This window comes from Chloroflexota bacterium, assembly GCA_016887485.1.
Lineage (GTDB): Bacteria > Chloroflexota > Anaerolineae > Anaerolineales > Anaerolineaceae > Brevifilum.
In genome coordinates this window covers 332310-345528 of sequence record CP069394.1, presented here as the reverse complement: position 1 = coordinate 345528, position 13219 = coordinate 332310, and the positions used below count along the sequence as shown (strand labels likewise).

The following is a 13219-nucleotide window of genomic DNA, read 5'->3' as shown; positions in this document are numbered from 1 at the left end:
TCATTTCATTCTAACCAAAAATCATATTTTCCAGTCAGAATCGGTGTTTTTTTACACTCTTTTGATGCTAAATCTTCGTAACATGAAACCGCAACATAGAAATAATGAGAAAGATTATATCCGCAAATCAGATTTTAAGGCAACTTGCGAATGAATAAAGGTAAATTACAACAACTCTTCTTATTGGTCCCAATCCTGATGTCACTCGTGTTCCCTGTGACGGTCATTGCTGCAACGCAGGGAACCGAGTTACAGCAGGAAGTAAACCAACCGGAAATCAGCGTCAACACCCCCACAGGTGATGTGCTGGAACTAGTCATTCAGTTCCCCGCCAATCCACTGCAAAAACCCGTTGACGATCAAAGTGCTTTATTTAATGAAGCGTACTACGATCACCCCTCAGATGCAGGCGTCCCTGACCTCCCTGTGCTCTATAAAGATATCGAAGTCCCAGCCGGTGAAACGGTCAATTTTGAGATTCTGGATAGCGTTTCCTATACCGCCACCCTCGGCGAGGAGAACCTCCCTGTTTCGATTCCTACTACCGAACAGGAAACTGAAAAATGCGGCACAGGTGAACTTTGCAGCGTTAATTCCGCCTCGGTTTTCCAACAGGTCAATGGTATCTATCCTGATTCACCTGCCCAACTCCTGGACACCTACATTCTGCGCGGCCATCAGGTCGCACAATTGGCATTTTGGCCGGTCCAATATGACCCCCAAACCCAAACTGTCCAAATCTATCAGCAACTGACCGTTCGCCTCACCATCCCTGGCGCGGTAAGCCGGGGAACCGTGATTACCAGTCTGGCTTCTGATGCTTTCGAAGCCATCGCTTCTGAAAGTTTGCTCAATTACACCCCTCAGGTCCAGGCTGACGCTGATCGTTCGATTGGCGGGGACGGCTATCTAATCATCGCACCTGACAGTTACATCTCCACCCTGGAACCCCTGGTCAACCTTAAATCTTCCCAGGGCTTCTCCGTGACCGTGGCTGGACTATCAACAACCGGTTCGACAGCGGATGCGATCAAAGCTTATATCCAGAGCGCCTATAACACCTGGCCCATCGCCCCCACCTACGTTCTGTTGGTCGGGGACCTCGATAACGGTACTTCAACCATGCCTGCATTCACCGGCGAATCTTCCGGCAGAGTGACCGACTTGTACTACGGCACCGTGGACGGCAGTGACTGGGTTCCGGATATCTTTGTTGGCCGGCTGCCCGCTCGTTCAACCAGCCAGTTGACCACCATGATCAATAATCTGGTCACCTATAACAATTTCTCCGGTTCGGAGAGTTGGGTAATGAAAGCAGCCCTCCTGGCCTCCAGCGATGCTGATTATTGGGATATCGCTGAAGCCACTCAGAACTATGTGATTTCCAACGACACCCTCCCTGCCGGATACACCGGGACCTTCCCCAACAATCCGCAGGCCGGTGGCGATAAACTCTATGCCCACACCTATGGCGCTGGCAACAGCAATGTAATCAATGCGCTCAATAACGGTCGGGCTTTGGTGGCCTATTCCGGGCACGGCTCGCAGGTCTCCTGGGGCGGCCCTTCGCTCAGTGAGAGCAACATTCGCAGCCTTTCCAATTCCGGTGCTCTGAGCGTGGTTGCCAGCTTTGCCTGCCTCACCGGTGATTACAATGTCACTGAATCCTTTGGCGAAACCTGGATGCTGCAGGCCAATAAAGGCGCAGTGGCGTTCATCGGCTCGTCCTCCAGCAGCTATTGGGGACCCGACGACATCATGGAAAGGGCGATGATGGATGCCCTCTATAGCGGTGCTGACTCCGCCAATGTGGTCGGCTCCTTCATGTTCGCCGGCCTGATGGCAGTTGAATCAGAACGCTATGGCACCGGTACAGCTCAAAGTCGTTACTACTGGGAATCCTATAATCTCCTGGGAGATCCTTCCCTCGAATTGCTCATTGGCCCCAAAGTCTCAGACTTCACCTTAAGTGTTGAGCCCTCCACCGTTTCAGTTTGCCAGAGTGCCGACGCAAACGCCACAGTCGCTGTGGGCCAAACCAATGGATTCAGCAGCCCTGTTTCCCTGGCTGTTACAGGTGTACCCTCCGATGTCTCCGCAACGCTTGGTTACAATCCGGTCACACCACCCAATGTCAGCCAACTGACCATTTCCGCCGATCGGAAAGCGAATGTCGGGGATTACACTCTGACCGTCAGCGGTACCTCCGGCAGCTTATACCATGAATACAATCTGGGCCTGAGCATATTCGCCTCAGCACCAGATACAGTCACCCTGACCAACCCGGCCAATGGCGCAACCGATGTCTCAATTGACACTTACTTGAATTGGGCTGAACCCCAATCCAGCCTGACATACGAAATTCAAATTGCTCTCGACAGCGGCTTCAATCAGGTTGTCTATTCCCAATCCGGATTAGATCAGCCCTCCTTTGACCCTGCCGGCTCACTCGCCAATGGCGCCACCTATTACTGGCGTGTCCGGGCATACAACGCCTGCGGTACCAGCAGCTATTCCAGCACTTATCAATTCAAGACCGTCCTCGCCGCCGGTGACTGCCCCGAAGGCACCCAGCCTCTTGATGTCTATCAAACCAACTTTGAAAATAACCCGGCCGGTTGGACGCACAGCGGCACCAATGATACCTGGGCGCTCTCTACGAGTCGTTCCACCAGCCCCAACACCTCATATCACTCAGTAGATAAGAATGCCATCAGCGTGCAGCGTCTGACCAGCCCGACGATCAGCATCCCCGAAACCTACGATGAACCGGCCTCACTCAAGTTCTGGCAATGGACCGATATTGAAGCCTCCGGAACAACCGGCTGTTTTGATGGCGCCATTCTGGAAATCAGCGATAACGGCGGTCAAAGCTGGACACCAGTCCCCGAAAGTATGCTGCTGACCAATCCCTATTACGGCACCATCTCAGATGGTTATGGCAACCCACTGGGTGGCAACCTCGGTTGGTGCGGCCTACAGGATTGGACCAAGACGGTTGTAGACCTGTCGGATTATGCGGGACAAGATGTTCAGTTCCGCTTCTCACAGGGCAGTGATGCCAGCATCGGTCTCGAAGGTTGGTACATTGACGATTTCTCCGTCACAGCCTGTGAAGCCAAACCGGACTATCGGCCTTATCTCAGCTCAGATGCAGTAACCGCCGGTTCAGCCCCCGGGCAAGAGATCACCGTTCAAATTCAACTGACCAACGCCGGCCTCAATCCAGATTCCTATGATATCGACTTGAGCAACAGCGATTGGGTCATCAACCTGAAAACCCGGGAAGTGATTGACTTACAACCTGGTGAAATAACGACATTGGAAATCACAGTGACCGTTCCTGCTGACGCAACCTTTGGTCAAGTACAGCAGGTCATTCTATCAGTCACCTCACAGGGCGACCCCAGCAACCCACCAGCAACTGACCAGGCGACAATTGAACTTTCAGCCTCTTTGCTCAGCTTTATCCCCTTTATGAGCAGACCTTAACGGTAACTCTCCGTTCTCGCAACGACAAGAACACCCGGTTTATTTCTCCACCGGGTGTTCTTGTTTATGGTTATCCGAATTTGTTCAAGCAAGGAAAGCACTAAGACAATTGATGTTTTCAACCCAATCGGACATTTTCGCAACCCATCAGCCTGATCTACTGCTGACATGTCAACCGAAAAGATTACTCTCACTCCTGCGCTGAAATAGCACCCGATTCAGCACTTCAGCAATATTCCAAGCATCATCCACCCCGCGGTGAATTGTGCCTTCAAAGGGTATACCCAACAGAGCCGTTGCCTTTTGTAGGTTAACTTCCTGTGAAAAGCCCTGCTGCAGCGCAAAAAGGTTCTTGACGTTGATATGCGAACGCCCGAAAGGATAGAGAACACCCCAATCCTCGCATTGCTGCAGGAGTTTGATGCGGTCAAAGTCGCCATAACTCGCCCACGTTCGATGCCTGGAGTCATACTGCTCAACCAACAATGAACACGCCTCAGCGAAGGTCATTCCCCCTACCAACATCTCCGGTGTGATCGTGGTCAGACTTTGGCAGTAGTCACTCATGGTGGATCGCTCCGGTTTCACCAGAATCCCCTGCGTATCCGTTCGTTTACCGGTTGTAACATCCAAAACACACAAGCCAATCTCGATGATCTCGCTTGATTCCCCTGCCGGTGGTTCACCCTCCCAACAAGTAGCTTCCAGGTCAACAACCAGAATTTTGTCCAATCTACGCTTCATCGTCCATCCATCCCATCATCCGCAGCCGGTCTTGCTGAGCCTTGCTCAGGCCCTTCACCACCAGGCCGTAAGAGTCATCAATCATCCGTTGGATTTCCGCATCCGGGATGCTGCCATCCAGAGTAACCGTGTTCCAGTGTTTCTTGTTCATATGATAACCTGCCATCACGGCCGGGTACTGTTTCCGCAGGAACAAAGCCTCCACCGGGTCCACCTTGAGATTAACCGTTAATGGATCAGCCTGCCAGGCGACCAGAGCAAATATCTTCCCCATCACTTTGAAAACAAGGGTATCCGCACCAAAGGGCATGTCCCGCCGTGAATCAGGTTTCGCTTCTAAATATTTACAAAGGGAATCATAGTTCATAGTTTGCCATTAATCCGAAGGGATCTGGATAAACTCCACATCCGATGAGTTGAGGTCCACAATGCAAAAAGTACGTAGTCCATGGTTCAAGCCGCCCAGAGCGCCGGGATTGACAATCCGCACCCCTCTGATCACTTCATCTCGCTTCCGGTGAGTGTGGCCGTGGAAGATCCACTGATATTTTCTGGATCGGACCAAATCCATCACCATACCCTCAATATGACTGTGCGTGGCAGCCACAGAAACGCCATCCAGCTTACCGGTGAATATCGTCCCTGCAAAATTATCAGGATTCATACTTTGCACCAGTTTGACAATTGTCCCACTGGCATGGTCCATATTCCCCAACAGGTAGATCAGTCTAAACCCTTCAAATCGGGAGATCAATTCAAAATCCGTTAGGTCACCGCAGTGAATCACGGTCTCAACCCCCCGGTCTCGCATTGTTTCAACAGCATAAATGACATTGGATAAGCTATCGTGCGTATCCGACAATATACCGATCTTCATCCCTGCGCTCCTCTCAGTGACTCTCTCCATTATAAATGATGATGGGGAGAACTCAAAAAATGTATCGGATGAACATAATACCCTAACCAGAAAAAACCCTGAATCCTTTGCCGTATTTTAGCATTGAGTCTATTCTCATACTCGCCTGTGGTAAAATCATTAAAGTAGAAATTTATTCTGACACATAAGAATTTTCTCCATTATTCGATCATTTTCTTCTTACGGTCAGGGAGAATTTATGGTATCTTCGCTTCAAAAAGGGATCAAAGCAGCAAAGAGCGGCCACATGCAGGAAGCATTGGACTTCCTGAAGGACGCGATTATTGAGGAACCCCAGAACGCGGATGTCTGGGTCTGGGTTGCTGCAATTATTGATGACCTGGATAAGCAAGAGATCTTCCTGAAAAAAGCCCTCGAGATTGACCCTCAGAATATCCCCGCTCAACGCGGCATGGCCTACCTGCAAAAACGCAAACGGGACCAGATCGCCGATCAAAACGATCACCTCTCCGATCACACCAGCCCCATTTCCCCCTTCCCGCCCAAAGGTCGTCCTGACCCTGTCAAAGATGATGAAGACTTATCCAAGCTTGAACTGGACGAGATCAATAAGATGGCTGCGTCCGGTGAAAAAGAAGACGGGAAAAAACCCGAAAAGAATAAACCGGTAAAATCATCGGAGAAACTGCTGAAAGATCTGCCCAAACTCAGCGCTTTCGAGATAGTCCTGTTGGGTGTGGTCGTGGTGGTATTTGCCTTTATCGGCATCCTGGCCGCCAGTGCGATCTTCGACTTCGACCTGCCGATCAATGCCCTTTCAGGATCAAAAGCCGCTGAAGGGTTACCCCCTTATGCCGGGGTTTTCCTGTTTGAAAATGACCTCTATTCAGACATCCAACAGCATCAAGGTCTGCCCTCACAGGATGTTGGAATCCCTACCAGCCAAACCACGAATCCCACTATCGTGATCTACACGGCTGAGACGAACCCTGAAACACTCAACCTGATCTATGAAACCGGAGAGTATATCTCCTTCAATTTCCAAAATAAGAAAAACGGGATAAGCTTGCTCCACGCCGAATCAGAATTGAATCCCGGTCTCTATTGTTTCCAGCAGCTGCCAGCGAACACTGTCGTCGAGGCAGCCTCTTATTGGTGTTTTAAGGTTGAAATCGCTCCCGCTGAGTAATGCGCCCTCCCGTAAAAAACAGAAACAAAACCGAAATTTCCCCCTCATCCTTCCCCAATGAGATAAAATATTATTCTATGGTCTTGCAGCCGTACTCTATTGATTAAAGGTGGATTCATGGCTTCACACTCAATTCTAGATGCTCAGTTCATTGCCCAGGATATCAAAAAGTTCGTCATCCAGGCCCCGGTGATCGCTGAAAAGCGCCATCCCGGACAGTTCGTGATCATTCGGCTTTCGGAGGAGGGCGAACGTGTGCCCCTCACAATTGTCGATTCTGATCCTGAACAGGGCTCTATTACGCTGATCGTTCAGGGTGTCGGTAAATCCACCCACAAGCTTAACCAGCTTGAGGCTGGTGATCAGATCCGCGACCTGGTAGGTCCGCTGGGCAATGCCTCGGAGATTGAGCATTTCGGTCATGTCGTTGTGATCGGCGGCGGTCTTGGCACTGCCGTCAGCTACCCCCAGGCCAAAGCATTGAAGAAGGCTGGCAACAAAGTCACAGCCATCATCGGTGCGCGGACCGAAGAACTGGTCATCCTGGAAGAGGATTTACGTCAAATTGCGGATGATGTCCGGGTTTGCACGGACGATGGCACCTATGGCACAAAGGGTTTCGTCACCAACCTACTGCAGTCCTTGATTGATGAAGGCAATCCCATTGATTTCGTCCTGGCTGTCGGACCATTGCCTATGATGCAGGCCGTGACGGAATTGACCCGCCCTAATAACATCAAGACTGTGGTCAGCCTCAACTCGATCATGGTGGATGGCACTGGTATGTGCGGCGGCTGCCGGGTTGTGGTCGGTGACGAGGTTAAGTTCGCTTGCGTAGATGGACCGGAATTCGATGCCCACTTCGTTGATTTTGCCACCCTGATGAATCGTAACCGGGCCTATTTCCACGAAGAGAAATGCGCCCTGGAAGAAGCCGCAGAAGAGGTTGAACGCCAACAGCGACGGGAAATCCGCAAGATTCCCCGCCAGCCCATGCCCGCCCGTAATCCGGAAGAACGCAATAAGGATTTCAATGAGGTCAACCTGGGCTTTACGGAAGCGCTGGTTCAGCTTGAAGCACAGCGCTGTCTGGACTGCAAGCGACCTGCTTGTGTGGCTGGCTGCCCGGTGGGCGTCCGCATCCCAGAATTCATCGAGTTGATCAAGGAAGGCGAATATATCCCCGCCTCACAGCTCATCAAACAGGATAATGTGCTTGCGTCGGTTTGCAGCCGGGTCTGCCCCCAATCGGACCAGTGTGAAGGGGCCTGCATCCTGCAGAAACGCGGCGACGCAGTTGCAATTGGCGCTCTCGCTCGTTTTGTCACGGATTATGAACGCCAACACGGTGACCTGATCCCCGAACCCATTCCCCAGCAGCAAAAGACAGGTAAAAAGGTCGCCATTATTGGGTCTGGGCCATCTGGTCTTTCCTGCGCCGGTGACCTGATCCGCTCTGGCCATGACGTGACGGTATTTGAAGCCTTTCATGAATTTGGCGGGGTTCTGGCCTACGGCATCCCGGAATTCAGGCTGCCCAAAGCGATCGTGCGGGAAGAAGTGGAAGCCCTGGAAGCCCTGGGTGTTAACTTCCAACCCAACACTGTGATTGGGATGACCTACACGCTCGATGAATTGATGAACGAAGAAGGTTACGAGGCTGTTTTCATCGGCGTCGGCGCCGGCCTGCCCCATTTCATGCACATCCCCGGCGAGAACCTGGTGGGTGTTTATTCCGCCAATGAATTCCTTACCCGGGTAAACCTGATGAAGGCTTACAAATTCCCCAACTATGACACACCTGTGATTGACTGCAAGGATAAGCATGTGGCCGTGATCGGCGGCGGTAATACCGCCCTGGATTCAGTTCGGGTGGCGCTACGCCTGGGTGCAAAGAAAGGCAGCATCATCTACCGCCGGACAGCAGCCGAGATGCCTGCCCGTTTGGAAGAAATCCATCATGCCCGGGAAGAAGGCGTGGACTTCCAATTCCTGAAAAGTCCTGTAGCCTTTCTGGGTGATGAACGCGGCTGGCTGACGGGTATGCGAGTGATCGAGATGGAACTAGGTGAACCGGACGCCTCCGGCCGGCGGCGGCCTGTGCCAATCGAAGGTTCGGAGAAAGAAGTGCCGATTGACCTGGTTATAGTGGCCATTGGCAACAGCTCCAATCCTATCCTGCAGCGCACCACTGAAGATCTTAAATTCAACCGCTGGGGCAATATCATCGCTGATGAAGAGACGATGGCAACCTCTGTTCCCGGCGTCTATGCCGGCGGTGATATTGTCACCGGCGGCGCAACCGTGATCCTGGCGATGGGAGCCGGTCGAAAAGCCGCTCGCGCCATCAATGCCTACCTCAAATCCAAACCCTGATCAAACCGGAGACCTCATGCCTTATCCAACAAAAATCGTCTGCATCGGTGCTGGCAGTTACTCTTTTGGGGTGACCACCCTGGTCTCTCTCCTTCGCAGCCCCCACCTCAAGGGCAGTGAACTGGTTTTGGTGGACCGAAACGCTGAACATCTTAAGATCATGCGCCAGCTCGTTGGATGGCTCAATGAGGTTTGGGATAGCCAGATGACGATCTCGGCATACACTTCTCACCGCCCTGCCCTGCCCGGCGCTTCCTATGTGATCAATGCCACGGAAGTCGGACCGCGGGAAGGTCTCTGGGAATCCGATTGGCAGATCCCATTGAAATACGGCGTCCGCCAGCCTTATGCAGAGAATGGCGGTCCTGGGGGATTCGCCCATGCCGCCCGGAACATCGTTCCCATCCTGAAAATCGCCTGGGACATGGAAAAACTCTGTCCCGATGCCTGGTTCATCAACTTCACCAACCCCATGCAGCGGATTTGTGCGGCCGTCCATCGGCACAGCAGGATCAAAGTGGTTGGTCTCTGCCACCAGCTGGGCGCTGGGTATGCGATGGTCGGTAAAGCACTGAAAGATGACCTGGGCATCACTGTGTTGCCGGAATTCACCAGCACCCATGCCAGCCCCAAGTATAATGAAGCCCGATCAGTAACAGCACTGGAAGCGCTGCAGAAAATCAAAATCACTGCTGCCGGTGTGAACCACTTCACCTGGATGCTGGCCGTCCGGGATCGAACGACCGGAGAGGACCTCTACCCGTTGTTTCGCCAGCGCTGGGCGGCATTACCTGAGAGCTTCGAGCCTCTCAGCCGCCGGGTCTTTGATGCTTTTGGCCTGTTCCCAATTCCCGGCGATGAACACCTATGCGAATACCTCCCCTGGGTCAGCGACCCCACGACGCAGCCCTGGGAAAAATATGAACTTGAGCTCTATGAATGGCACACCCACAGTCAGGAACGTGACGATCAATGGGTCAGCCTGCAAGAAGCCATTCAGGAGAAAACCGATCCGGAAGCCTTCATCCCACTCTACAGTGAAGGCGCTCTTGAATTGATCGAGAATATTCAGATGAATAGCGATCTAGTCTGGGAGGCCGTGAATGTTCCCAATCAGGGCCAGATCACGAACCTGCCTTTGGGCGCGATCATTGAACTGCCGGGCGTGTTGAATGCCAATGGCGTCACGGGCGTTCATATTGGGGCAATCCCGGAGGGGATCGCGGAATTGCTCCGGCGTGAGATCACCATCAGCCACCTGACTGTGGATTCAGTGGTCATGGGAGACCGGCAGTTAGCCCTCCAGGCGCTCCTGCTGGACCCCGTTATTCGGGATATGGACGTGGCGAAACAAATCCTGGATGAATACCTAATCGCCTATAAGGAACATCTCCCCACCTTTTGGGATTAGCATCCGCAAGGATTAATGGTAAAAATAAAAGTAAGATATCCAAAGAGAAGAAAGATAAGGAGAAAAATGGATAAAGAAATCACCCCCCTGGATAAAGTAAAAGAAGGCCCTTCAGGATTCGTCAAGGCGATCAGTGAACCCCTTTCCAAACATGGGTGGCCTGCCTGGTTGGTTTATGTTCTGGCTGTCATTGGTGTAGTCTACTTATTGAATCCCACTGCCGGCCTCTTGGAGTTGATCCCGGATGTCATCCCCGGTATAGGCAACCTGGATGAAAGCCTTGCAGTCATGCTGATCATCGCGGGCATTGTGGAAGCTACAGAAGGGAAGAAATACCGGGCTGAAAAGAAAAACGTTGCGAAATCTGAGACACCCACAGAGAATGACTAAGATTTCCGGGTAAACACCCTTACTTGATAAAAACCAAACTGCCCCTTACGGGCAGTTTTGATTTTATTGGCCTTTTTACAAATATAATTGACGGGGAAAATAAACCATAGTATATTTGAAAAGGATGGTTAACGGAATTTCAAAAAAGAAGGCTCGTTTTGTTCTTGTTTGGAAAGTACGTTAGCAGGATTAGGTAGGAATATTGTAATAAGGAGGTTTCCAGGCATGGCAGAACGAGAACTTGGCGTTGTCAAATGGTTCAACGGCGAAAAGGGCTATGGTTTCATTGCCCGCGACAGCGGCGAAAAAGACGTCTTTGTTCACTTCACGGCGATCAATGCTGAGGGTTTCCGGACCCTCCGCGAAGGTCAGCGTGTTGAGTTTGAAGTCGTCCAGGGTCAAAAAGGCCCCCAGGCTCAGAATGTTGAAATCATTGACTGAGTTGTAAATTATTCAAAATTAGAAAAATGCGGTGCTTTATCAGCACCGCATTTTTTATTCTACAAATTTATTTAGTGACTTTCGGCCTCAGCCATCAGAAAAGGGTTATGTGTATTGACGCAAACGGATGAGCCACCCATCGATTTCGCCCGGTAAAGGGCTCGATCGGCAACCCGGTAAAGATCATCAAGGCTGCGTTGTTCATCTGGTCCCTCGCCGGAAACCCCAAAGCTGGCATGGGCATAAAACTGCTGCCCCTCATATTCAATCAATGTCAGATCCAGAGTGTTGCGCAACCGTTCCGCAAGAATCTGAGCCGATTCAAGCTTTGTCTCCGGCAGCAGCATGATAAATTCCTCGCCACCTATCCTGGCAAAGATATCTGATTGGCGGATCATCTTTGAGAAGATATCCGTTACTGTCCGCAACACAAGGTCACCTGCTGCATGTCCATAAGTATCATTGATCTGTTTAAAGTGATCTAGGTCCATCATTATCAATGAGAGGTCACCGCCATAGCGATTGTGTCGCAGGATCTCCTTTTCAGCCAGCTTCATAAAATATTGCCGATTGTAAATCCCAGTCAATCCATCATGAGCCGCCTGATTTACCAATTCATCCAGAAGGTCCTTTTCCATGGTGAACTCATAAAAATTGATGATTTTACCAATTAGCTGGCCTTTTTTATCCTGCATGCTTGCCATGCTCACCCGATAGTAAGCCGTGGCAACACCTTCATCAAACTTCAACTCAATCCGCCCTGATTTTACCCCTCTCACAAGCTCCAACAAGGAAGGGTCATTAGGAAAAGTCTTATAAATAGTCTTCCCAATGACTTTTTTATCCAACTCTGGCACGATGATTTGCATGGCAGGGTTGTAATCCACGATCCGATCTTCACGATCCAAAATCATAACCCCAGTGTTCATATTCTCAAAGATCGTGTCCCGCGCCAAGGGGATAATATCCAAAAGGCGCAGCTTGGTGAAACCATAGACAAAGAACAAACCACTGATGGACAACATAAAAGGCGTATAGTCAATATTTGATGGTAAGAGCTTAAAATTATGGAACAGCTGTCCGATCAGCGGCGGCAATGAACCAAGCAGATAGACAGCCGCATTTCTCCTAAAGGTCGCCACAGAGTTGAATAAGGAGATTGTAAACAGAACGGTGCTAAACGCCAGGCATATGAGATAAAACCCAGCTGCAATATAGTTCCATACATTCCGATCATAGACAAACATTGGGAAAGGACCGCTAAAGTCCACTCTTGGGTTCCAATGGGCCCAGTTCAGTCCACCAAGCGTTTGAGAGGTAATAAAAAGATACAAAGGGATAATTGCAAGAAGTACCATCAGCGATGGCTTGATTTTCTTTTCATAGCCCGACACGCTCATCGCAAAGAGCAGCCAGGTTGGCGCAATCAGTTGGATCCCCCAATGCTCAAAACGAACCCAAAAGAAAATGGCCTGCTGTGTGGATGAGTTGAGCTCCATCCCATAGCCAAAACTATAGATGCCCACAGACCACAAACTAATGGCTAAAAACACAGCCGCTTTTCCGGTTGATCGCCGGCTCCAGGACATTACCCCTAAAAGAAACAGAACCATTGCCGTAAGAATCAATTCAACAACTAAAAATACTCTCTCGTTCATATTCTTATCAGTTCTCTAATAGAAGTTCTTGGTGATTAACTCAATAACTACAACAAAATCATTTGTTCTACTTAGGAGTAATCACATTATAGAAATCATGAGTATAAACTAAGGATAAGGGGATAACTCCCAAAATTCCCCCGAAGCGCGCTGCATTTTTGGTTAAAAATGGTCACATGCGTCTCTTCCAGCTGCTGCGCAAGGGTTGTCTCTAGAGTCCGTCCTCACTAGCCTGCAGATTATGATAAGGGTTTCTGTCCCAAAAAGGTACCATTCCCCTGTCATACCCTCTCTCAGGGATCACTCCCTGAAAATCGGGATGAGTCAGGGGATGGTTCTCCGTTGGCCCGACCCAGATTCTGAGCACTCCGTCCACCTGAATTCGACAGTCCTTGTGAAGATGAAGCTGAATGCGTTTGGATCACATAATATATAGACCTTCCGCCTAATCAAACATTGTAGTTTGGGTGGAAGGCTCAGATGAATAAGAAAAATCAAGTTTTTAGACAAATTTTCGAAATTTCCAATTCGTTTTCAGTGCCCTAAGCACTCAAATTCCCGAATATCCCTGTTCCACTCTTCCGAATAACACGAGACAGGCTATTCAAAGGTTGTACAATAATTGATTTCCATTTCTATCT

Annotated in this window: 10 protein-coding genes; 6 read left to right on the top strand and 4 right to left on the bottom strand. The window is 50.4% G+C overall.

Translation table 11 applies throughout. The features are described 5' to 3' along the window. Positions 1-150: 150 nt before the first annotated feature. A complete protein-coding gene (locus tag JR338_01545) occupies positions 151-3492 on the top strand; it encodes an immune inhibitor A (protein ID QRN83465.1) in 3342 nt (1113 codons plus the stop codon). A 171-nt stretch (positions 3493-3663) separates the two neighbouring features. On the opposite strand, the gene JR338_01540 is transcribed toward JR338_01545, so the two are convergent. The 3 genes from JR338_01540 to JR338_01530 are packed head-to-tail and all read right to left on the bottom strand — an operon-like array spanning position 3664 to position 5113. Then, the gene (locus JR338_01540) at positions 3664-4236 is read right to left on the bottom strand and encodes an exonuclease domain-containing protein (GenBank protein ID QRN83464.1); all 573 of its coding nucleotides are present in this window, start codon (positions 4234-4236) and stop codon (positions 3664-3666) included. Continuing rightward, positions 4226-4603: an MmcQ/YjbR family DNA-binding protein gene (locus JR338_01535; protein ID QRN83463.1), complete on the bottom strand. Its 378-nt coding sequence runs from the start codon at positions 4601-4603 to the stop codon at positions 4226-4228. The genes JR338_01540 and JR338_01535 overlap by 11 nt, the downstream gene beginning before the upstream one ends. A gap of 9 nt (positions 4604-4612) precedes the next feature. Beyond that, positions 4613-5113, bottom strand: coding sequence for a YfcE family phosphodiesterase (locus JR338_01530; protein ID QRN83462.1), 501 nt, complete (start codon positions 5111-5113; stop codon positions 4613-4615). Positions 5114-5351: 238 nt separating this feature from the next. On the opposite strand from JR338_01530, the gene JR338_01525 reads away from it, so the two are divergent. The 5 genes from JR338_01525 to JR338_01505 all read left to right on the top strand — a co-directional run bounded on the left by JR338_01525 (position 5352) and on the right by JR338_01505 (position 10920). Continuing rightward, positions 5352-6302, top strand: coding sequence for a tetratricopeptide repeat protein (locus tag JR338_01525; protein ID QRN83461.1), 951 nt, complete (start codon positions 5352-5354; stop codon positions 6300-6302). 117 nt (positions 6303-6419) lie between these two features. Beyond that, the gene (gene gltA, locus JR338_01520) at positions 6420-8678 is read left to right on the top strand and encodes an NADPH-dependent glutamate synthase (GenBank protein ID QRN83460.1); all 2259 of its coding nucleotides are present in this window, start codon (positions 6420-6422) and stop codon (positions 8676-8678) included. A 16-nt stretch (positions 8679-8694) separates the two neighbouring features. Next, a complete protein-coding gene (locus JR338_01515) occupies positions 8695-10089 on the top strand; it encodes a hypothetical protein (protein ID QRN83459.1) in 1395 nt (464 codons plus the stop codon). Positions 10090-10155: 66 nt separating this feature from the next. Next, positions 10156-10479: a DUF1232 domain-containing protein gene (locus JR338_01510; protein QRN83458.1), complete on the top strand. Its 324-nt coding sequence runs from the start codon at positions 10156-10158 to the stop codon at positions 10477-10479. Positions 10480-10704: 225 nt separating this feature from the next. Then, the gene (locus JR338_01505; GenBank protein QRN83457.1) at positions 10705-10920 is read left to right on the top strand and encodes a cold-shock protein; all 216 of its coding nucleotides are present in this window, start codon (positions 10705-10707) and stop codon (positions 10918-10920) included. Positions 10921-10991: 71 nt separating this feature from the next. On the opposite strand, the gene JR338_01500 is transcribed toward JR338_01505, so the two are convergent. Next, positions 10992-12578: a diguanylate cyclase gene (locus JR338_01500; protein ID QRN83456.1), complete on the bottom strand. Its 1587-nt coding sequence runs from the start codon at positions 12576-12578 to the stop codon at positions 10992-10994. Positions 12579-13219: the final 641 nt, after the last annotated feature.